Annotated in this window: 19 protein-coding genes, 1 other RNA gene, 1 pseudogene and 1 riboswitch; of the genes and pseudogenes, 10 read left to right on the plus strand and 11 right to left on the minus strand. The window is 45.4% G+C overall.

Going from position 1 to position 21,125, the window contains the following annotated elements:
• The 5 genes from A2X74_RS06305 to A2X74_RS06325 all read right to left on the minus strand — a co-directional run.
• On the minus strand, positions 1-433 hold a 433-nt coding region (locus A2X74_RS06305; protein ID WP_299764928.1), incomplete at its 3' end, for a CoA transferase.
• Between the two features lie 137 nt (positions 434-570).
• Positions 571-993, minus strand: a complete 423-nt coding sequence (locus A2X74_RS06310) for a PAS domain-containing protein (RefSeq protein WP_293625444.1) — start codon at positions 991-993, stop codon at positions 571-573.
• Between the two features lie 96 nt (positions 994-1,089).
• Positions 1,090-2,340, minus strand: coding sequence for a formyl-CoA transferase (gene frc, locus A2X74_RS06315; RefSeq protein WP_293625446.1), 1,251 nt, complete (start codon positions 2,338-2,340; stop codon positions 1,090-1,092).
• 72 nt (positions 2,341-2,412) lie between these two features.
• A complete protein-coding gene (gene oxc, locus A2X74_RS06320; protein ID WP_293625448.1) occupies positions 2,413-4,122 on the minus strand; it encodes an oxalyl-CoA decarboxylase in 1,710 nt (569 codons plus the stop codon).
• A gap of 211 nt (positions 4,123-4,333) precedes the next feature.
• Positions 4,334-4,951, minus strand: a complete 618-nt coding sequence (locus A2X74_RS06325; RefSeq protein ID WP_216179112.1) for a Crp/Fnr family transcriptional regulator — start codon at positions 4,949-4,951, stop codon at positions 4,334-4,336.
• A gap of 70 nt (positions 4,952-5,021) precedes the next feature.
• Positions 5,022-5,237, plus strand: a riboswitch (cobalamin riboswitch).
• Positions 5,238-5,385: 148 nt separating this feature from the next.
• Between A2X74_RS06325 and A2X74_RS06330 the strand changes: the two genes are divergently transcribed.
• The 8 genes and pseudogenes from A2X74_RS06330 to A2X74_RS06360 all read left to right on the plus strand — a co-directional run bounded on the left by A2X74_RS06330 (position 5,386) and on the right by A2X74_RS06360 (position 11,719).
• Positions 5,386-7,389, plus strand: a complete 2,004-nt coding sequence (locus tag A2X74_RS06330; RefSeq protein ID WP_293625454.1) for a TonB-dependent receptor — start codon at positions 5,386-5,388, stop codon at positions 7,387-7,389.
• Positions 7,390-7,412: 23 nt separating this feature from the next.
• The gene (locus A2X74_RS06335; protein ID WP_293625456.1) at positions 7,413-8,306 is read left to right on the plus strand and encodes a helical backbone metal receptor; all 894 of its coding nucleotides are present in this window, start codon (positions 7,413-7,415) and stop codon (positions 8,304-8,306) included.
• Positions 8,273-9,283: an iron ABC transporter permease gene (locus tag A2X74_RS06340; protein ID WP_293625458.1), complete on the plus strand. Its 1,011-nt coding sequence runs from the start codon at positions 8,273-8,275 to the stop codon at positions 9,281-9,283. The genes A2X74_RS06335 and A2X74_RS06340 overlap by 34 nt, the downstream gene beginning before the upstream one ends.
• A complete protein-coding gene (locus tag A2X74_RS06345) occupies positions 9,280-10,041 on the plus strand; it encodes an ABC transporter ATP-binding protein (RefSeq protein WP_293625460.1) in 762 nt (253 codons plus the stop codon). Before A2X74_RS06340 ends, A2X74_RS06345 begins: the two co-directional genes overlap by 4 nt.
• A 51-nt stretch (positions 10,042-10,092) precedes the next feature.
• On the plus strand, positions 10,093-10,377 hold the full coding sequence (locus A2X74_RS06350) for a hypothetical protein (protein WP_293625462.1): 285 nt from the start codon (positions 10,093-10,095) through the stop codon (positions 10,375-10,377).
• Positions 10,358-10,582: pseudogene (locus A2X74_RS11000) on the plus strand (cell division protein ZapA); the annotation flags it as partial. The gene A2X74_RS06350 and the pseudogene A2X74_RS11000, both read left to right, overlap by 20 nt.
• 99 nt (positions 10,583-10,681) lie before the next feature.
• Positions 10,682-10,900: non-coding RNA, 6S RNA (gene ssrS, locus A2X74_RS06355), on the plus strand.
• The gene (locus A2X74_RS06360) at positions 10,901-11,719 is read left to right on the plus strand and encodes a sulfite exporter TauE/SafE family protein (protein WP_293625464.1); all 819 of its coding nucleotides are present in this window, start codon (positions 10,901-10,903) and stop codon (positions 11,717-11,719) included.
• A gap of 18 nt (positions 11,720-11,737) precedes the next feature.
• Here the strand turns inward: A2X74_RS06360 and A2X74_RS06365 are convergent, their stop codons facing one another.
• The 6 genes from A2X74_RS06365 to A2X74_RS06390 all read right to left on the minus strand — a co-directional run bounded on the left by A2X74_RS06365 (position 11,738) and on the right by A2X74_RS06390 (position 18,734).
• Complete coding sequence (locus tag A2X74_RS06365) at positions 11,738-13,261, minus strand: malonyl-CoA synthase (RefSeq protein ID WP_293625466.1); 1,524 nt, start codon at positions 13,259-13,261, stop codon at positions 11,738-11,740.
• Between the two features lie 34 nt (positions 13,262-13,295).
• Positions 13,296-14,294: a tripartite tricarboxylate transporter substrate binding protein gene (locus A2X74_RS06370; RefSeq protein ID WP_293625468.1), complete on the minus strand. Its 999-nt coding sequence runs from the start codon at positions 14,292-14,294 to the stop codon at positions 13,296-13,298.
• A 108-nt stretch (positions 14,295-14,402) separates the two neighbouring features.
• On the minus strand, positions 14,403-15,707 hold the full coding sequence (locus tag A2X74_RS06375; RefSeq protein ID WP_293625470.1) for a malonyl-CoA decarboxylase: 1,305 nt from the start codon (positions 15,705-15,707) through the stop codon (positions 14,403-14,405).
• Between the two features lie 130 nt (positions 15,708-15,837).
• A complete protein-coding gene (lgt, locus tag A2X74_RS06380) occupies positions 15,838-16,635 on the minus strand; it encodes a prolipoprotein diacylglyceryl transferase (protein WP_293625472.1) in 798 nt (265 codons plus the stop codon).
• 16 nt (positions 16,636-16,651) lie between these two features.
• Positions 16,652-17,116: a DNA polymerase III subunit chi gene (locus tag A2X74_RS06385; RefSeq protein WP_293625474.1), complete on the minus strand. Its 465-nt coding sequence runs from the start codon at positions 17,114-17,116 to the stop codon at positions 16,652-16,654.
• Between the two features lie 16 nt (positions 17,117-17,132).
• The gene (locus A2X74_RS06390; RefSeq protein ID WP_293625476.1) at positions 17,133-18,734 is read right to left on the minus strand and encodes a leucyl aminopeptidase; all 1,602 of its coding nucleotides are present in this window, start codon (positions 18,732-18,734) and stop codon (positions 17,133-17,135) included.
• Between the two features lie 118 nt (positions 18,735-18,852).
• Between A2X74_RS06390 and lptF the strand changes: the two genes are divergently transcribed.
• Entirely contained in the window at positions 18,853-19,968 is a 1,116-nt protein-coding gene (lptF, locus tag A2X74_RS06395) for an LPS export ABC transporter permease LptF (RefSeq protein WP_293625478.1), read from the plus strand.
• Positions 19,965-21,119 carry an LPS export ABC transporter permease LptG gene (lptG, locus tag A2X74_RS06400; protein ID WP_293625480.1) on the plus strand — a complete coding sequence of 385 codons (1,155 nt, stop codon included), beginning with the start codon at positions 19,965-19,967 and terminating at the stop codon, positions 21,117-21,119. Before lptF ends, lptG begins: the two co-directional genes overlap by 4 nt.
• Positions 21,120-21,125: the final 6 nt, after the last annotated feature.

A 21,125-nucleotide genomic window follows, 5' to 3' on the forward strand; every position in this document is an offset into this window, starting at 1 on the left:
CACATTGAGCAACGTTTTCATAAACTTTGCAGTCTTCGTAAGGACCAGGGCCGAAACCTTTTACTGAGGCCATGATCATCATTGGATTGAGCTCCTGAATACGCTCCCAAGAAAATCCCATACGGTCTAATGCACCTGGCGCGAAGTTCTCAACAAGAACGTCGCACTCCTTAATCAAACGCTCCAAAATTTCCTTACCCTTTGGAGTCTTCGTATTGACGGTGATTGAACGCTTGTTATGGTTCAACATGGTGAAATACAAACTATCTGCATCAGGGATATCGCGCAATTGACCACGAGTGGCATCACCCTCACCTGATTTTTCCACCTTGATTACGTCCGCACCGAACCAAGCGAGCAACTGAGTACAGGTTGGGCCAGATTGAACGTGTGTGAAGTCAAGAATTTTGACCCCTTCTAATGCTTTTGCCATGATTAAAGTCCTAATAAGATTGAAATTTTGAATTAATCCAATTTTACCAGCGACGGATTGCGGTGCAACATGAGATGCCTATTTTTTAGGCATACCCCCAACCCAAATGCGCCATATTAGGGAATTTCACTATGAAATCATCTGCCTTCAAGATCAGAAAGCCGCTTTTTGAGCGCCCTTTCCTCTGCAAAACGCTCAGTCTCATCACGAATGACAGCTGCCACGCCATTGGCCTGATGTTTGTCATCAAACAACATGCCCACAGTAAACGCAATAGATAAGGTGCGCCCATCCTTGTGCCTTGCTGGAACCTTTAATAATGTAGTGCCATAACGGGTAGTACCTGTCTCCATGGACTTACTGTAACCCTCATTATGTTTATGACGCTGACGCTCGGGAACGATCAAATCTAAAGTGTTTCCAAGCGCCTCTTCTTCCGAGTAACCAAAAATTCTGGTAGCGGCTGCATTCCACAGCACAATCTTTTCATGAGCATCAGCAACGATGACTGCATCGCCAACACAATCCATTAGTTGAGATAAATCTACATTTGTTTTCATGCTGCCAGTCTAAAGTCTTTCAGTCCATGCGGGTGAATAAAAAAAGGCGCTCACGAGGAGCACCTTTAAGATCGCAACAAAAATTACTTATTGTTATTAAACTGCTTTCGCTGCATGCAGCTTAGCAATGTCATCAGCGTTATAACCAAGGTCCTTCAATACTTCATCGGTGTGCTCACCTAATACTGGTGATGGACCAACTTCGATCTTCAAATCGGAGAACTTGATTGGGCTACCGATTGTTAAATATTTACCACGAACTTTGTGGTCAACTTCAACGATAGAACCGCTCTTACGCAAGTCAGGTGATGCAGCCAATTCTTTCATTGAGAGAACTGGTGCACAAGGAATATCGAACTTGCGGAGGATGTCCACAGCTTCGTACTTAGTTTTGTCCTTGAGCCAATCTTCAATCGTTGCAAAGATATCAAAAATCTTATCTTGACGCGCCTCTGCAGTCATGTAGGCTGGATCAGTTGCCCATTCTGGTTTACCCAAGGCTTTAGTAATTGGCTCCCAAGCATGACCTTGAATTGTGAAGTAGATGTATGCGTTTGGATCTGTTTCCCAACCCTTACACTTCAATACCCATCCTGGCTGACCACCACCACCAGCGTTACCGCCGCGTGGAACTACGTCGGTGAATGAGCCATGTGGGTACTGTGGATACTCTTCGAGGTAGCCAACTTTGTCCAAACGCTGTTGATCGCGCAACTTAACACGGCACAAGTTCAATACGGCATCTTGCATTGAGCAAGATACTTTTTGACCTTTGCCAGTTTTTTGACGTTGCATCAATGCAGTCAAAATACCAATCGCCAAATGCATACCAGTGTTGCTATCGCCCAAAGCAGCGGCAGAAACTGTTGGAGGACCATCCCAGAAACCAGTTGTAGATGCTGCACCACCAGCACACTGAGCAACGTTCTCATACACTTTTAAGTCTTCATATGAGTGGCCATCGCTAAAACCTTTAACAGAAGCCATGATCATTTTTGGATTCAATTCCTGGATGCGCGCCCAGCTAAAACCCATGCGATCCAAAGCGCCTGGGCCGAAGTTCTCAACCATCACATCAGATGTTTTGATCATCTTCTCTAAAACTTCTTTACCCTCTTGTGTCTTAGTATCTAATGTCAATGAACGCTTGTTACCGTTCAACATCGTGAAATACAAGGCATCAGCACCTGGGATATCGCGCAACTGGCTACGAGTTACGTCACCAGAACCAGGGCGCTCTACTTTGATCACATCCGCACCGTACCAAGCCAATAGCTGAGTACATGCAGGACCTGCCTGTACGTGTGTGAAGTCAATAATACGAATACCGTCTAATGGTTTAGTCATGCTTGATTCTCCTTAAAGTGTTTCTTATTTGTTACTAAATTCGTTCTTAAAAAATGATGTATCTATTACGTATTACTTCTTACCAGCAGCAGTTGATGGATTCAAGTTTGTTAAACGTCCACTCTCTGTACCAGCTGTCTCGTCAATCACTGCATTAATTAAGGCTGGTTTACCTTCGGCAATAGCCTTAGTTAAAGCTGCTTCTAATTCAGCAGGAGTGGTTACGTAGTAACCGACACCACCAAATGCCTCAATCATCTTGTCGTAACGAGCATCTTTCACGAATACTGTTGGAGCAACATCTGCACCACCAGTTGGATTCACGTCAGTACCACGGTAAACACCATTGTTATTGAAAACAACTGTAGTAATTGGCAGGTTGTAACGGCAAATTGTTTCCAATTCCATGCCGCTAAAACCAAATGCGCTATCACCCTCAACTGCAACGGTTGGAAGGCCGCTAGTCACAGCAGCGCCAATGGCATAACCCATACCAATGCCCATGATTCCCCAAGTACCAGAGTCAAAACGCTTACGTGGCTTGTACATATCCACAATCGCACGACAGTAGTCGAGTGTGTTTGCACCTTCGTTTACCAAGTTCACATCTGGGTTTTTCTTGATCACATCACGGATAGCACGCAAAGCGCCATGGAAGTTCATTGGTGAAGCTTCTTTGGCTAATGTTTCAGCCATCTTCGCCATGTTCTTATCTTTTTTCTCGTTGATCGCGCTGATCCACTCGGCAGGTGGTTTTGGAACTGATGCAATTCCTTTGAGAAGCTCACCAACCACAGAACCAATGTCGCCAATCAATGGAGCATCAATTTGCACGTTGCTGTCGACTTCATTTGCTTGAATATCGATTTGAATAAATTTCTTAGGATCTTTGCCCCATGTCTTGCCTTTACCGTGCGCAAGCAACCAGTTCAAGCGAGCGCCAACCAACATCACTGCATCAGCCTCAGCCAATACAAATGAACGGGCTGCAGAAGCAGATTGTGGGTGATTGTCTGGCAATAAGCCTTTGGCCATAGACATTGGCAAGTAAGGAATGCCAGACTTCTCAATCAATGCACGAATATCAGCATCAGCTTGAGCATAAGCAGCACCCTTGCCCAAGAGAATCAATGGACGCTTAGCGCCTTTCAATACATTCAATGCGCGCTCTACAGCATCGGCCGCAGGAATTTGGCGTGGAATTGGATCGATTACTTTGAAGATCGATTTCTTAGCCTCTTCCACTGGCATTGTTTGAGCCAATAGTTGAGCAGGCAAGTCTAAGTAAACACCGCCTGGACGACCAGAAACGGCTGCACGAATTGCACGAGCAAAACCAATGCCGATATCTTCAATGTGATTAATACGATATGCAGCTTTGCAATAAGGCTTAGCAGCATTAAGCTGATCCATCTCTTCGTAATCACCCTGCTGCAAGTCAACGATTTCACGCTCGCTTGAGCCAGAAATCAAAATCATTGGGAAGCAGTTAACAGTGGCATTGGCCAATGCTGTTAAACCGTTTAAGAAACCTGGTGCTGACACAGTCATGCAGATACCAGGCTTTTGCGTCATATAACCAGCAATCGCCGCAGCATTACCTGCGTGCTGCTCATGACGGAAGCCGATGAAACGCATTCCTTCAGCCTGAGCTAAACGGCACAAGTCGGTAATTGGAATACCAACGAGACCAAAAATAGTATCTAGGTCATTTGCTTTTAAAGCATCAATGACGAGATGAAAGCCATCAGTGACTTGGGTATTTTGATTATCTGTTGTCATAGAAATTTATAGTTAATTACACCGCCCGAACACATGGTCTGTTCAGTGCAATTTAGCTTTCGCTAACTGTCTCCAATTAAGTTATTAGTAGTGCCACGGGTAATCAAAAGCATTCCCGTTGAGGCTGAGATGAATCTTAGGCTTGGGGATAGGGTTCATCATTGACTTCGGTCAATTTCCTCTGAAATCTAGAAACAATTAGGATTTCTGACTAAACAAAGAGCTCTTTATGCTTTGTTTTGAGGCGACTTAAAGTCTCTGGAGAGAGGTTAAGGTAGGCGGCTAGCTCTTTTTTAGGGAGAAGCTCAAATAGGTCTTCATATTTACGTAAAAAACGCTCTACACGGCCCGGTGCATCGAGCATATGAAGGGTAATCGTATGAGCCATGATTTCACTCATCAAGCGCATAACTTCAAACTCAAAACTTTCCTTGAGAGGTTTGTGGGCATCCAAAAATTCGGCCCATTTTTTCAGAGGCATACGGGCCACGCGTGCTTTAGTTACTGAAGCGATGCTGTATGGGGCTGCCGTTTTGAGGCGCCAGGCTGCATAACTAGTCTCAATATCTTTTTCAATGGCAAAACGCAAAATCATCTCTTTTGCGTCCGCGCTAGAAACAATCCGCTTCAAGATTCCATCCAGCACAAAGTACTGCTCCATCTGGTGATCACCTTGATGAAGCAGGATTTCTGATTTTTTAAGGTCTGAAATCACTAAATGGCGCTCTAAATCAGCCATTGCTTCGGGATCTAAGCTTTTTAAGACTGAGTTTTGGCTCAGCTGCAATCGAATCAGATTTTTTTCGGGGTGCTTGTCTAATGCAGTCATGAATCCTTAATCCTAGAGCCCATATTGTAGGCTTTTTTGGTGTTTTAAGCCGATTTGGATCGAGCTTGGGCTAAAATTGCGTGGTCGTGGTGCTTTATTGCAGTGCAATAAAGTTAAACGGGAAACACAAAACGTGTGCTGCCCCCGCAACGGTAAGTAAATACACCCTAACTTCAAGGCAAGGGTGTCAGGAATCTGAGTAAGCCACTGTGCGCGTCAATTGCATGGGAAGGCCAGATTCTGAGATTTACTAGCCCGGATACCGGCCAAGACAGGTGGAATTTTGCGGACGGGGATCTTCGCGCGCCGATGAAGCATCCCAAGCCAAACTGGCAAGGATGCCCAATTGACGCCTGAACTCTCAAAAAGTGAAATTCTGTTCGACCCAGCTTACGGGGAAGTTAGCTAGGTGATTCGAAGGCAGAAGGTTCATCATGAAACAGCAGTTCAGTAGTAAAACGCTGATCGCCCTATTTTGCGGCGTAGCGGCAACATTCAGCGCAGTAGCCCAAAACTCTCAGTCGACAGTAGTTGTCTCAGGCTCCCGTTTTGAGGAGAACCTCAATGAGGTCCCAGCAAACGTCAAAGTTATTACGCGTGATGAAATTGCAAACTCCACATCAAACAATATTCCCGAAGTTCTTTCTCAGATTGGAGGGGTGAATGTCAAAAATACCAGTGGCAACCCTCTCAATTTAGATGCTTCAGTTGATATGGGCGGTTATGGAGCTACAGCCAACAGCAATACATTGATACTGGTTGATGGGCAAAGACTGAATCCCATCGATTCAGGAACAATCAATTGGGAGTCGATTCCAATTGATTCAATTGAAAGAATTGAACTGCTACAAGGCGGGGCAAGCGTCCAATATGGCAATGGTGCTGTTGGTGGTGTAATCAATATCATCACCAATGGAGGCGCAAAAAATCTTAATCAGGCTTCAATTACCTATGGTAGTTACAACACTGTAATTGGTAATGCAATATTAAGAAATAGGGTTAATGACACAACCATTCAACTCACTGCGAACTCTTCCAATACAGATGGTTGGAGACAAAATTCAGCAGCGAACGCATACTCTTTTGATGGAAAGATAACTCAATCATTAGGCGGTCTAGACCAGGCATATATTGATTTATTCTTCAATCATTCAAACTCGCAAACTCCTGGCTCAGTGCTTGGTCAAGCTGGACAGGGAGATTCTCAAGGCGCAAGAGCAGCGTTTATTGGGTCCAGCATTGCAACGGATAATTCTGGGGTAAGGGCTGGATTGATAAAAGAAATTACCAACCAATTAACTTTTGATATCGATGGGACATATTCAAATAAGAATACAAATTCCAACACGCCATCCTATTCATCTTACCTGCTCTATCCAAACTGGCAAATTGCAGTTTCCCCAAAAATAAAAGCCAACTTTGGCGAATGGGGATCAACAGTAATAGGCTATGACTTCAATCAAGCATCTCAAAGTAGCTCATACGGTTCGAGCTTCAGCAACACAAGCCTTCAGCAAAATGTTGCCGTAATGAATCAATCAATGTACTTGATCTCACGCATTCCTTTAAGGGTGATTAACGGGCTAGAAGCAAGTGGAGGATTTAGGCATCAGGCACAAAATGCCTCCACAAATGATTTCTCAACCGGCTCAACTATTAGTGCGAGTCAAAAATACTCTGCAAATGCAGGCGACGTTGCCTTGAACTATAACTATCAGCCCGGTCAAAATATATTTATTAAATGGGATCAATCCTATCGCTTTCCAAATACCGATGAATTTTGGGGTTGGGATCAAAATGCTAACGGAGGATGGGGAGCGCCAATCTTTAATGGCATATTGAAACCACAAATCTCTCAAACCTATTCATTAGGTGGTGAATGGAAGATTAAGCATTCCCGCTTATCAGCCCTCCTCTTTCAATCCATTACGCAAAGTGAAATTCGTTATGACCCTTCAAGTGGAAGCAATATAAATACCGCTGGAAACATTAATCGCACCGGATTTCTTTTTGACTCCTCAAGCAATATAACCAAGAACTTAACTCTTGCCGGTGGAGGAAAGATTCAAAGATCAACTTTTGCTACCGGCTCTATCGCTGGGGTTGGGGTCGGCTTATCGCCGGATCTCCTGTTGAATGCTCGGGCACAGTACATGTTTAATGCAAGCTGGGGAACAGGGGCTGTCTTGAACTATGTCAGCAGCCAAAACTATGAATCAGATCCAACAATTACTAATTCACTAGCCAAAATCCCATCCTATGTTGCTGCAGATTTTTATGTCAACTACAAAATACATTCATGGGAGACTAAATTTATGATCAAAAATATTGGCGGCAATTCTTATGCCACTACTGGCGGATATAACTCCACGCGTGGTTACTACTACTACCCCACTACACCAACAACATATTTTGTTAATGCAAAATATAACTTCTAAATCCCAAGAAAGAATATAAAGGCATGCAAATCTCAATGCTCTACCGCTATTTAGCGATCGGGTTTGCATTGTTTTTACTAGGCCTCTCTTTAGGCATTTTTGCTGCGCCAGTTTCAGTAACAGATGATCGAGGAGTTTCAGTGGTGTTTGATAAACCACCCCAGCGCGTTGTCAGTCTTCTACCATCTTTAACCGAGTCTGTTTGTGCATTAGGAAAGTGCTCAACATTAGTTGGCATTGATCGGTTTTCTAATTGGCCTAAATCGATTCAAGGCTTGCCTAAGCTTGGTGGCATTGGAGATATTAATATTGAGCGCATTGTGCAACTCAAGCCGGATGTTGTCTTGCTCGAGAAAGCGTCTCCTGTTATTGCGCGGTTAAATGGATTGGGTATTAAGACTTTTGCTTTAGATGTGAAATCAATGAATGATGAAGAGCGCGCTCTTCAGAAGCTTGATGCTGTTCTAGGAAGCTCCGAGAGCACTCGCGTTTGGAATCAGATTCAACAAGAAATCATGCGTGCTAGCAAGCAGCTCTCATCAAGAGAAAAAAATACCAGCGTCTACTTTGAGGTAAATCCCGCGCCCTTTGCAGCTGGTAGCACTTCTTTTATCGGTGAAATTTTGTCTCGGCTGAATTTGGTCAACATCATTCCAAAATCACTTGGGCCTTTTCCGAAGATCAATCCTGAGTTTGTGGTCCAGGCTAAGCCAGATGTCATCCTTCTTGCTGAATCAACTGTTGCCGATATTCAGAAACGCCCAGGGTGGAGCTCCATTCCTGCAGTTTCTGATAATAGAATTTGTGTATTTACTGGCGAACAAAATGATGTTTTGGTTCGTCCCGGTCCCCGCATGGGAGAAGCGGCGCTGATTATTTCTCAATGTATACAAGAGAAGATGTCATCATCTCAGTAATGCAGAAAAACTATTTTCTGGGCAAGCTGTTTGCCCTACTTATTCTCAGTGCAGCCTTAGTGCTGATGGGGACTCTCCTCGGAAGCATGGGTGCTAGCTGGAATCTGTCAGAAACTGATCAAACCGTCTTATTTGATATTCGACTCCCGCGATCATTAGGAGCCTACCTTGCAGGTGCTTTATTAGGGCTGGCTGGTGGTATTGCACAGAGCCTATTTCGCAATCCCTTGGCCGACCCTTACCTACTTGGAAGCGCATCAGGCGCTCTGCTTGGAGTCGGGGGCATTCTCTGCTTTGCCTATCTTGGCAACTCTTGGTTAGAAATTATTGGGCTCAATGGCGGCGCCTTTCTTGGAGCGCTGTTTGGAGTGATGGCCTCTCTTCTATTGGCGGGCGGTTATCGCAGTTCCTTACGCCTTTTATTGTCTGGAGTTGTGATCAGCGTAATCCTGGGCGCAGCGAATTCTTTGTTTACATTTATCCGTCCTGATCTATTTCAAAGCATTCAATCCTTTATGCTGGGCAATACCACGCTATTGAATTGGCCTGGCGTTGAAATCATGGCAATCGCTTTGCTGATTTGCCTACTCATCTCCGTCATCATTAGTCCTGTTCTTGATGCTTTATCACTTGGTGAAAATACTGCCCGCACTTTAGGTTTGCCATTAGATCAACTACGTCTGATATTGATTGGCATTCTTGCTCTTGCAACTGGATGCGCTGTTGCACAAACTGGCTTAGTTGCTTTTGTTGGACTAGCAGCACCACACCTTGTCAGAAAGTTTTCTGGTGGACGGCAACGAGTACAACTTTTATTCTCCAGCCTAGGCGGTGGAATCTTATTGCTCAGCTCAGATCTGATTGCGCGCACCCTCTTTGCGCCGATTGAAATTCCAGTTGGTGTGGTGACAGCAGTCTTGGGTGGCCTCTATTTACTGATTCTGCTGAGGCGAACCTCTCTTGGAGTGCGTTCATGAAAACCTGCCAACTCACTGTATACAGAGGTCCTTGCGCCATTCTCTCCGATCTCAATATAGATATTCCACAGGGAAAATGGACCAGCATTATTGGCCCCAATGGCGCAGGAAAGTCTTCCCTCTTGCAGGCAATGGCTGGATTACTGAAGTGGGATGGGTCCATCACTATCGACAAAGTTCATTTATCTGCATTTACGCCCAAAGATCTTGCAAAGAAAATTGCTTGGCTCGATCAAGGCTCGAGCAACTCAGAAGAATTTGATGATTTCTTCAGCGTTTATGACACAGTCATGCTGGGACGCATTCCGCATCAGGGATGGTTGCACCTCCCTTCTGATGCCGATCATATTTCAGTTGAAAGCGCTTTGCAGCAGACCGACGCATGGCATTTACGCCATCGCCCTTTGCAACAACTCTCTGGAGGGGAGCGTCAAAGAGTTCTTTTGGCTCGTATGCTTGCCGTGGACTCTGACATCCTGCTCATGGATGAGCCCCTAGCTAATTTAGACCCCCCACATCAATCCGATTTTCTGAAATGGCAAGGCGACTTACTGACTCAAGGCAAGACCTTAGTGACGGTTTTACATGAAATTCATTTTGCGCTCCGTGCTGATCATTTGGTAATGCTCAGCAAAGGCAAACTGCATTTTCAGGGGTCAAACCAAGACCCTAGAACTCATCAAGCCCTAATCGAGCTATTTGATGGTCGTATTCGCCTAGAAAAGCTAGGGGATGATTGGGTGGCTTTACCCAAGTAAGCCCAAAATGAGGAGTTTCACAAAGCGTTTTGCTAAGGCTACAATGCCCATATGACCGAGTACACCCCTCAAGTCCCCAACGACGCCACCGAATCTGATTCGACAGCCGAATCATTACAAAGGCTATCTCACAAAATTCAGCTGATCTCAGATGCTGTTAAAGCACTTCGCCAAGATCGCAATCAACTTGAGATCAAGATTGAAGATGCGCAAAAGCGAATTCAACACATTTTGAGTCGACTACCGGACCAAAGTGATGGACGTCAATTGAACTTGCTTGGCGAGCCCGTCACACCACCTAACCCAGAGGATGACAATGAGCCAACAACGCATTGAAGTAACCCTCGCCGGTCAAAAAATTACCTTAGCCACGAGCGCTGAACATGAGCCCTTGCTAAGAGCTGCCTGCACCCTAGTGGATGAGCAAATTCAGTTAGCAATCAATGGTGGCAACCGTAGCATTGAGCGCGCCAGCATGATGGCCGCACTGAAGATTGCGGGCGACCTGATCAAGCTACAATCCGTAGCTCAGCAAGCGCCTGCACAAGGCACTTCATCAAACTCTGACCCAGAAGAAATCGCTCGTCTCCAGAAAGAAATCCACAATCTGGAAGATCAAGTAGATGCTCTGATGCAAACCCTTTCCCTGCCTGGTTCGCCAAGGCCAATAGTTCCTTGAACCGATGCGCAAGCATCCGGAACGATCTTTACACTGTGGGCGTGAGCGTTTCGAATCTTCACAGTGGCAGCTTCGCGCTGTTCACTCCCTGGAGTTCTTAATGCACCCGAAACAGAGTAGCCGTTCCACCTTGAACCTTAGGGTTCAGGATGACGGCCTAGCGGCTAAGGCGGGGAATTCATGTCTATAGCCGATATCCTGATGCTGATGTTATGCGGCAGCATATCTGGCTTTCTTGCTGGACTGCTTGGCATTGGTGGTGGGATGATTTTGGTTCCCTTCATGATCGTAGTCTTCAATCATTTAGGCTTTGGTCAAAATGTCATCGTTCATATGGCCATTGCCACTGGGATGGCAACTATTCTCTTTACAACCACCTCGGCTATTTGGGCGCACCACAAACACAATTCCATCGACTGGAAGCTAGTGGCCGCACTCAGCCCTGGTCTAGTCATTGGTAGCCTTATTGGCGGTAGCGAAATCTTTGAGGCAATTGATACCTCCTGGCTATCTCTATTTTTCGCTATTTTTATTGTGTACACCTCGATCCAAATGATCATTAATAAAAAACCTACGGCCGGGCGAGAGTTGCCAGGCCCCCTTGGTCTTTTTTCATTTGGAGCATTTACAGGTATGATTGCAAGTCTTGTTGGCGCAGGCGGAGCTTTTATAACTGTGCCGTTTATGCTTTGGTGCAATGTAAAGCCACATACCGCAATGGCAAGCTCATCAGGCCTAGGATTTCCGATTGCAGCTGCAGCAACGATTGGCTACATGTACGGTAGTTGGGGCAACCCCAACCTTCCCGCAGGCTCACTGGGATTCGTTTATCTTCCGGCAGTGCTTTGCATCGTGGCGGTTAGCATATTTACTGCCCCGCTTGGTGCAAAGATGGCTAGAAAGCTCAATGTAGCTCAACTCAAACGCATCTTTGGTGTAATGCTCTTTATGCTTGCAGCCTTCATGTTTAATGAAAGCCGCAAGGCATTCGGTTTCTAAGTCGGTATTTTTACGCTGTTAGCTTGTGTATTGCTGACGCAGAATATTCTTCTGGACTTTACCCATCGCATTGCGAGGTAAGTCAGAAACAATCTCCAAACGTTTTGGAATCTTAAAGTTCGCAATTTGTGTTTTGAGTGTTGCGATCATCGCTTGCGAATCTAGCTTGGCACCTGCTTTTGGCACGACTACTGCCATAACTGCTTCACCAAAATCTGGATGAGGAATGCCAATCACAGCACTCTCATCTACGCCATCCATGTCATCGATAAAGCTCTCGATTTCTTTTGGATAAACGTTATAGCCACCAGAAATAATTAAGTCCTTGCTACGTCCAACAATACAGAGGTAATCCTTGGGCGCTTTACCGCCATTGGCATCTCCGCCCCAACGTCCAACGTCACCGGTTTTAAACCAACCGTCCTTGGTAAATTCTTCTGCGGTTTTTTCTGGCATGCGCCAGTAGCCCTTGAATATATTCGGACCTTTAACCTGGATGCTGCCGATTTCATCAACACCACAAGGTTTATTATTTTCATCAACCACACGCACCTTCACGCCTGGCAAAGGTAAACCAACGGATCCGCCTACACGATTTCCTTTGTATGGGTTGGAGACCAACATTACGGTCTCGCTCATGCCATAGCGCTCAAGAATCGGCTGGCCAATCACCTCTTTAAAGGTATTAAATGTTTCAGTCAGTAAGGGTGCGGATCCAGAAACAAATAAGCGCATATTGCGCGTGACGCTCTTATTGAAATTCTTATCCGCAAGCAGGCGTACATAGAATGTTGGCACGCCCATCATTACAGTGGAATTGGGCATGTGATGAATGAGTTGCGCAGTATCTAAACGCGGCAACCAAATCATTTTGCTACCATTAATTAACGCACCATGAGCAGCTACAAATAGACCGTGGACATGAAAGATTGGCAATGCATGTAACAGGACATCGCCTTTTTCCCAACCCCAAAACTTCTGTAGCACTTGTGCATTGCTACCCAAGTTCTTGTGAGTCAGCATCGCGCCTTTGCTACGCCCGGTTGTACCGGAGGTATACAAGATAGCAGCCAAATCATCATCTTTTACTGCAACAGTCTTGAACTTATCACTTTGGTCAGCTGCACGCTCAAGCAAAGTGCCTTTGCGATCTTCATCCAAAGTAAACACGTGTTTAGTGCCCGCCTTAAAAGCAACCTTCGATACCCAAGAGAAATTCTTGCTACTGCAAACTACTACTGCAGGCTCGGCATTCTCGAGAAAGTATTGAATTTCCGCCGCTTGATAGGCCGTGTTCAGGGGTAGGTAAACGTAGCCTGCCTTGATAGTGGCAAGGTAAAGAAAAAGGGCCTCAGGAGATTTTTCAACCTGTACTGCAACCCTTGATCCAGCAGGTAATTTGAGACTCTTAAGCAAATTTGCCATCTTGGCAGTTGCACGCTCTAGATCACTCCAGGAGTAATAAAGTCCATCATGCGTTTCAAGTGCACATGCTTGCTTATCTTTTGGAAAACCCTTTTCCAATAAGGAATATAAATTCATTCGAGCCTCAAATACCAATACATTAAATGCTTAATTAATCTAACGAAGCACCAGATTTCTTAACCACGCTAGACCAACGAACTACGTCAGCATTCACCTGCTTACCAAATGCTTCACCATAGAGATTAGGTATTTCAGAACCATTTTTCTCCCAGATTGCTTTGATCTTTGGTGAATTTAAGGCTTTCTGCACTTCAACAATCATCTTGTCAACGATAGGTTTTGGAGTGCCAGCTGGAGCAAACATAGAGTACCAAGTTGACACTACGTAGTCAGGCAAACCAGCCTCTTGGAATGTTGGCACGCTTGGAATCGCTGGAGAGCGCTTGTTTGCTGCCACGGCGATCGCCACCAATTTACCGGCATTAATTTGTGGGGCAGATGTAGCAAGGCCATCAAATTCCAAATCGACTTGACCTGCTAACAAGTCATTCATTGCTGGGCCAGCACCACGGTAAGGGATGTGAGTAATAAAGGTACCAGTCTGAATCTTGAATAACTCGCCGGCTAAGTGGTGAACAGTGCCACTACCTGCGCTAGCAAAATTATATTTGCCAGGATTCTTCTTCATCAGATCAATAAACTCTTTAGCATTGCGCGCACTTACGCGCTGTGGATTAACCACCAGAACTTGAGGCACGTTTGCCAACATCGCTACAGGAATAAAACTCTTTTCAATGTCGTAATCCAAGTTTTTATACATTGACGGTGCAATCGTATGATGTGTCGCACCAATAAACCAAGTGTATCCATCAGGAGCTGCCTTCGCCGCAACTGAGGCGCCAACAGTGCCACCCGCTCCACCACGATTATCGATAACAAATTGCTTACCTAGTTGCTCTGTTAATTGAGCTGCCAAAGGTCTGGCGAACGCATCGGTTCCACCACCCGCTGGGAATGGATTTAAAAAGGTCACTGGCTTAGCTGGCCATTCTTGCGCCATTACTGCTAGCGGTGCTGCACAAAGTAGAAATAGTGATTTCTTTAACGTGCTTACAGAAAAAAGTGATGCTCTGGTTTTTTGATTAAACATCTTTATCTCCTTTTGTATCAACCTAATGATTGACTTCGTTTTTATAAATACAGCACCCATTCTAAGGGCACTTAACACTTGCTGCAAAAGTCTATACAAGGGAAAACACTAGGGTGCCATCAGGCGGCCTACAGCTCTGGAGTAGACGATTTCCCCATTCGCAAAACGCTCATGGTTGTCCTCTACGCTTCCCAAATCATATAGATAGTTCACCATTAGCCCGGCAGATTGACGCAGTCCCTTGCGCGATAAATCCCCTGCCCAATTTACTAAATGCAACTTTGCGCCATTGCCTAGATGAAACTTCGCCACCGGATTGCCATCGCGCCCTGTAGAGGCAAGACCCAAATACATACTTGCCAAACTTAATAAAGCAGCCTTCTCCTCATCTGAGGCGAGATCAGGATGCCAACCACTCGCCAATCGTTCGCTCCAAGACTGGCTCTCAAGCTTTAAGACTGCCAGTGCAGCATCGCGCGCTAACTTGAGGTTTGGCTTCAATCTCTCACCTGGAACACCTTCACCTAAATGAGCGCCTGCGGCAACCCAATCCATAAATCCCGGAATAGGCGATAAGGTCACAAAGGTTTTGATTCCAGGGAATTCAGCATGCAATTTCTCTGCCACCCTCTTAATCAGAAAATTCCCCATGGATACGCCACGAAGGCCGGGCTCGCAGTTACTAATGGAATAGAAAACGGCGACCTTATATTGAGATACCTGGTCTACCGTTTCTGCTTTTTTATCAACCAGTGGTGTAATCACCGTTGGGATCTCGGGCAAGAGCGCCACTTCCACAAAAATCAAGGGTTCGCTCGGCAACTGCGGATGAAAGAAGGCAAAGCAACGACGATCTGGCTGAAGTCGACGACGCAAGTCGTCCCAACCATCAATCGCATGAACTGCTTCATGTTGAATTAATTTCTCTAGCACCTCTGCTGGAGATTTCCAATCCACCTGGTGCATTTTTAGGAAGCCTGGGTTAAACCAAGATGACAACAAGTGGCGCATATCGAAATCCACCGCAGCCAATTCTGGTTTTTTATCCAACAACTGCAATAGATCTCGACGCATCTGAACCACTGCCGCAGTACCATGACTGGCGCGATTGAGACGGCGAAAGAATTCTTGGCGAGGCGATTCAGAATCCTTTTGCAGCTGGATGTAATTACGCGCGCTAGAATCAGCCACGAAATTTTGCGCTGCCTTAAGCACTGCATCCGCTTGGGGATTGAGCTTCTCAAACAAAAAAGTAAAAAATGAGACATGTTGATCTTTTGCTAATTTGCGATAGTTATTAACTACATCATCAGCCATGCTGAGTGCGTTAGATTCGCCTCGTTCAGATATCAAACGCTTGATGGCATTGTTTGCCTTGGACAAATTGCGAGCTTTGGTTAACTTCTCCAGCATGGATATCCTTCAATCTTAGTAAATATGCTCAGAAATTAGGCAGTTTTCGTAAAAAAACCAATGTATCACCAGGCAATTTAGTCAAATTTAAGAAATTGACAACAAAAGACCTAGAAAACCCGATTTTTAACTACTGATAACTGCCATTTTTCGGATTTACTCTTACTATAAGGTAAATTCCAAAAATAATCATGGGTACGGAAAGCCACTGTCCCATAGATAAACCGAGGCCCAGGAGACCCAAGAAGGCATCGGGCTCACGAGCAAATTCCGCTAGAAAACGGCAAATGCCATAACCCAATAAAAATAAGCCAGAAATCTGCCCTACCCTGCGTGGTTTACTGGAATAAATCCAAAGGATGATCCCCAGACAAATCCCCTCACCCAAGAATTGGTAAATCTGCGAGGGATGTCGTGGAATGGAGTCCACCATCGGGAACACCATAGCCCAAGGTAGGTCTGTTGGTCTTCCCCATAACTCGCCATTAATGAAATTACCTAGGCGGCCAAATGCCAAGCCAAATGGTACGAGCGGCGCAACTAAATCACTCACAACAAAGAAGGAAACCTTGCGGCGGTAGGCAAACCAGAGCAAGGCCAATAAGACACCCAGCAGGCCGCCATGGAAAGACATACCGCCCTCCCATATCTTGAAGATACTCAGCGGATTCGCAAGATAGTGGCCAGGCATATAAAACAAGGTGTAGCCCAAACGCCCACCCAACACCACGCCTAAAACACCAGCAAATAAAAGATCCTCAAGATCTTTATATGACCAACCCAAAGATTGATATCGCGGAGTACGAATGCGCAGACGACCTAATAATAAAAATTGAGTAAATGCCAATAGATACATTAGCCCGTACCAATGAATGGCAAATGCTCCAATCCGAATTACAGCAGGATCAAATTCTGGATGAATCAACATACTGAGTAATCAACAATCATGCTTTAGATTGATCAAAATTATGTAGCTCATGACCGAGGTCACGATAAGCCTTGTATCGCTCACGACCTGCAAGGCGCTCAGTTTCATTAATCGTAACAACCTCAACAATACGAGGGAAGCGTGCAAGCAGAGCTGGAACATCTGATGGCATTTTCATACCCAAGTGAATGAGCACGTCCGCATGCGGCAACTGAGATAAGGCAGGTGACAAAAAATGATCTGTCAGCAAGATGGGTGTATCAATCGCTGTTTCATCTTCAATAAAGCAATGTGGCAGGAAATCTGTTGTACTAAATGTCCATAGCAGTTCATCTAATTTTTTGAGGTCTGCTCTTTCGCCCACCATCACGATGTTGCGTACAGACTCGCCAGTAGGTGTAGCGCTCCAGATCTTACGCGTTAAGCGACAAGCGTATTCCAGCTTATCGCTAACGTTGCTATGAAAATCAATGCGAGCCATGAATTACTTTCTGCGCTTATTTTTGATCTAACAAGTAATTCACAAGCAAAGGAACTGGGCGTCCAGTTGCACCTTTAGCGGCTCCACTCTTCCATGCAGTTCCAGCAATATCTAAGTGAGCCCATTTATATTTTTCAGTAAAGCGTGATAGGAAACAAGCGGCAGTCACGCTACCAGCCGGACGTCCACCAATATTGGCCACATCCGCAAAATTCGATTTGAGCTGCTCATGGTAAGCCGCATCTAAAGGCAAACGCCATACGGTATCTAAAGAAGCATGGCCCGCTTTAGTGAGGGAGTGAACCAAGCCCTCGTCATCGGAAAACACACCACTATGTACATGACCCAATGCAATGATGCAGGCGCCAGTCAAAGTGGCTACATCAATCACAGCCTTTGGCTTAAAGCGCTCAACATACGTTAAGGCATCACACAAAATTAAACGGCCTTCAGCATCCGTATTGAGGATCTCAATCGTTTGCCCTGACATACTCTTCACAATATCGCCAGGGCGAGTTGCATTACCAGAAGGCATATTTTCACAAGTCGGAATCACGCCGATAACATTCTTTTTGAGCTTCATTAAAGCTGTGGCATACATCGTGCCAATCACAGAGGCAGCGCCGCACATGTCGTACTTCATCTCATCCATGGCTTCGCCAGGCTTCAAGGAAATACCGCCGGTATCAAAGGTGATGCCTTTACCCACCAATACAATCGGAGCCTCGCCAGCTTTACCACCTTGATGACGCATCACAATAAATTGTGGCGGGGTATCTGAACCTTGGGCAACAGATAAAAAAGAGCCCATTCCCAAGGCCTCAATTTGCTTACGGCCCAAGACCTCCACCTTAAGACCAGTCTTCTTGCTCAAGCCTTGCGCTGCTTTACCTAAGTAAGTTGGAGTACAAATATTGGGAGGCAAATTACCCAAATCTTTAGCCAAATTCATACCCTCAACCATCGCAGCACCCTCTGGTACTGCAGCCTTAAGCTCTTTGGCGCAAGTGTCATTGCCCGCAAAGATGAGGTGAGTAAAAGTATCGGCCTTATCTTTAGCCTTGAATTTCATAGCTGGCTGACGAACCCCAAAACGATAGGCTTGATCGCCTGCATATTGAATTGTCAAACGCACCTCTTCTGCAATGAAGTCAGCTCGATGACCTAAGGCGAAGCTCGGAATAAACCACAAAGCATTTTGAATAGAGCCGCCACTCAACTGCTTCAAAGCAGCGCGAGCAATTTTTGAGTAAGAGCTCAAACTGCGTGCACTAGCAGGGGCAATATCGCCCAAAGACACCAAGAGAACGCGTTTCACTTTTACCCCAGATGTGGCCCAGGATTTTTCAGCTCGAATGACGCAAGTAGATGCCTGCTGAGCATCAAGGTCACCAACCAGATTGGCATGGGTGACAGAGCCCCCAAGCAAGCGATCCAATTCAAGCAAAATTCCAGACTTAGATTTGGTGGCCTCCAAGGCATCTAAATCGGCCTTTGCGTAGGCTAAAACTAAGCAATCAGAGCTTTGCGCCAATAAAGTGGCTAAGCTGGCCTTGAGCTGCTTCGGATTATTGAGGTCGGCTTGCGCGAAATTCTTAGTGCTAAATTGAATAGTCATGATGTCTTGAGGTATTTTTAAGTCAATTCAAGGAAAAAAATGGGTGTTTATCCATTATCCTCCGAGATGCAGGTTCACATCTTGAGTGAGCCAATAACAGCCAACTCAATATTTATTCATGATTTTTCACCAAGCCCTTCGCCGCGAACTCAGTTTTACGACTGGTGGCGTTTTTTTGGTCTTGGTCACCATCATGATTACCACCCTAGTCATTCGAATTTTGGGCTTTGCGGCCAATGGCGCCGTAAATCCAGAGGATGCCCTAGTTTTAATAGCGCTAGCTACGCTTGGCTATATGGCTGTTCTCCTCACGGTCTCCCTGTTTGTAGCCGTCTTAATAGTATTGGTGCGGTGGTACAAAGATTCAGAAATGATTGTTTGGTTTGCTAGCGGTCTGAGTATTGCCAGCCTCATTCGACCAATTCTGCGCTTTGCGGCGCCACTAATTGTCATCATTGCCCTCTTGGCCCTCTTTGTTTGGCCTTGGGCCAATCGTGAATCCACCATCATCAGCCAACGCTTTCAGCAACGCAGTGATGTCTCCATGGTTGCCGCGGGTCAATTTAGAGAATCTGCTAAAGCGGAGCGGGTATTTTTTATTGAAGAGTTGGATGTCGATAAAAGCGAAGTGAAAAATATCTTTGCGGCAGAAACTAAAAATGGGCGCCTAAGCGTGGCTGTTGCATCGACTGGATTTATTGAGAATGCGGCAGGCGGCAGTAAATCGATTGTTCTAAATAATGGTCGCCGTTACGAGGGATTGCCAACGCAACCCGATTTCAGAATTTTAGAATTTGCTGAATACAGCACCCAAATTCATAGCAAAAGTGCACTTGATCCAGCACCGCGCGATCGCGAAAAAACAGTCTTGGAACTACTAAATGATCCTGATCCGATCGCAATGAATCCGAATTATGCTGAATTACTTTGGCGAATTGGATTGCCGTTGATGGCCTTAGGCTTAGTACTCATTGCCATCCCGCTTGCTTACGTCAACCCTAGACTGGGTAACTACACTGCAATGTTTTATGCCGTGCTGATTTACCTCATCTATAGCAATCTGTTGAACCTCACTCAAAACTTTGTCTCACAAGGCAAGGTAAATGTTTTTGTAGCGGCTTGGCCTATACATGCCCTAGCATTTGGCATTGCTTTTTTACTGATTCGTAACCGTATCAACCCATCGTTGAAATGGTGGCGCCGTCAGCTCCCCTCATTCTTGGTCAATAGATGAAGTATCTATTCCCCTACATATTTGAACGCTACTTAGCTAGGCAGATCTATGCTGCTTTTGGCTTCATCCTATTTGCCTTGGTGGCACTATTTTTATTCTTTGATATTTTGAGTGAGCTTGGTTCTGTAAAAGGTCAATACACCCTACCACTTGCCCTCCTACATGTTGTTTTGAAAGCGCCAAGTCGGATTTCCGAGATCATTCCTATTGCCGGTTTGATTGGAAGTATTTACGTATTTGCGATGCTGGCAAGTCAATCCGAATTCACAATCTTGAGGATTGCTGGATTGGACATGCGTAGAGGTTTAATCACCCTAGCTAAGATTTCATTACCTCTAGTTATTTTGACGCTCGTTATGAGCGAGTGGCTAGGACCCTATACCGAGAATCTGTCAGAGAAGATTCGCATGAAAGCTTTGGGTTCATCGTATAGCTCCCAATTTAAAACTGGGGTTTGGGTGAAAGATCGCTTACGCGATGAAGATGGTAGCGGTCCAGTGAGACCTGGAGTCCGCTATGTCAACGTTGGCAAAATTGAACAAGACAATGAAATAAAAAATATTCGCATGTACGAGTTCGATGATGCCTACCGCTTGCTCTCCATTCGAAGTGCAGCTTCGGGACGCTTTGATCAAACTGGAACATGGATCCTGGATGACGTTACAGAAACTCGCTTCAAAGAAACCAAACAGACCGATCCACTGAACCCAGTTTATTCGGCGCAAACCTTTATCCACCCAATCGTGAGTCTAGAGTCCGAAGTCACACCACAAATTCTGAGCGTGCTCTTGGTGAGTCCAGAAAAGATGTCGATCTTTAGTTTAGGTCGCTTCATTTCTCACTTAAGAGATAACAAACAAGATGCGCATCGCCATGCCATAGCGTTTTGGAAGAAAGTGATTTATCCATTTACGATCTTTGTGATGCTGACACTAGCCCTGCCATTTGCTTACCTCAAGGTGCGTGCTGGTAGCGTTGGCATCAAGGTATTCGGCGGCATCATGCTGGGAATGAGCTTTCAGCTTTTTAATTCCCTCTTCTCAAATGTAGGCCTTTTGGGGTCGTGGCCTGCGCTGCTTACCGCAATAACACCCCCATTGCTGTATTTCATTTTGGCGATTGTGGGTTTACGTTGGGTATCTAGGGCTTAATACCCC

Origin of the sequence: Polynucleobacter sp. GWA2_45_21 (genome assembly GCF_001830325.1) — a bacterium.
In the GTDB taxonomy this organism is placed as follows: Bacteria; Pseudomonadota; Gammaproteobacteria; order Burkholderiales; family Burkholderiaceae; genus Polynucleobacter.

Coding starts and splice junctions, on each gene's coding strand:
- A2X74_RS06310 (WP_293625444.1), bottom strand. CDS start 993: ATGAAAACAAATGTAGATTTATCTCAACTAATGGATTGTGTTGGCGAT.
- frc (WP_293625446.1), bottom strand. CDS start 2,340: ATGACTAAACCATTAGACGGTATTCGTATTATTGACTTCACACACGTA.
- oxc (WP_293625448.1), bottom strand. CDS start 4,122: ATGACAACAGATAATCAAAATACCCAAGTCACTGATGGCTTTCATCTC.
- A2X74_RS06325 (WP_216179112.1), bottom strand. CDS start 4,951: ATGACTGCATTAGACAAGCACCCCGAAAAAAATCTGATTCGATTGCAG.
- A2X74_RS06330 (WP_293625454.1), top strand. CDS start 5,386: ATGAAACAGCAGTTCAGTAGTAAAACGCTGATCGCCCTATTTTGCGGC.
- A2X74_RS06335 (WP_293625456.1), top strand. CDS start 7,413: ATGCAAATCTCAATGCTCTACCGCTATTTAGCGATCGGGTTTGCATTG.
- A2X74_RS06340 (WP_293625458.1), top strand. CDS start 8,273: ATGTATACAAGAGAAGATGTCATCATCTCAGTAATGCAGAAAAACTAT.
- A2X74_RS06345 (WP_293625460.1), top strand. CDS start 9,280: ATGAAAACCTGCCAACTCACTGTATACAGAGGTCCTTGCGCCATTCTC.
- A2X74_RS06350 (WP_293625462.1), top strand. CDS start 10,093: ATGACCGAGTACACCCCTCAAGTCCCCAACGACGCCACCGAATCTGAT.
- A2X74_RS06360 (WP_293625464.1), top strand. CDS start 10,901: ATGTCTATAGCCGATATCCTGATGCTGATGTTATGCGGCAGCATATCT.
- A2X74_RS06365 (WP_293625466.1), bottom strand. CDS start 13,261: ATGAATTTATATTCCTTATTGGAAAAGGGTTTTCCAAAAGATAAGCAA.
- A2X74_RS06370 (WP_293625468.1), bottom strand. CDS start 14,294: ATGTTTAATCAAAAAACCAGAGCATCACTTTTTTCTGTAAGCACGTTA.
- A2X74_RS06375 (WP_293625470.1), bottom strand. CDS start 15,707: ATGCTGGAGAAGTTAACCAAAGCTCGCAATTTGTCCAAGGCAAACAAT.
- lgt (WP_293625472.1), bottom strand. CDS start 16,635: ATGTTGATTCATCCAGAATTTGATCCTGCTGTAATTCGGATTGGAGCA.
- A2X74_RS06385 (WP_293625474.1), bottom strand. CDS start 17,116: ATGGCTCGCATTGATTTTCATAGCAACGTTAGCGATAAGCTGGAATAC.
- A2X74_RS06390 (WP_293625476.1), bottom strand. CDS start 18,734: ATGACTATTCAATTTAGCACTAAGAATTTCGCGCAAGCCGACCTCAAT.
- lptF (WP_293625478.1), top strand. CDS start 18,853: ATGATTTTTCACCAAGCCCTTCGCCGCGAACTCAGTTTTACGACTGGT.
- lptG (WP_293625480.1), top strand. CDS start 19,965: ATGAAGTATCTATTCCCCTACATATTTGAACGCTACTTAGCTAGGCAG.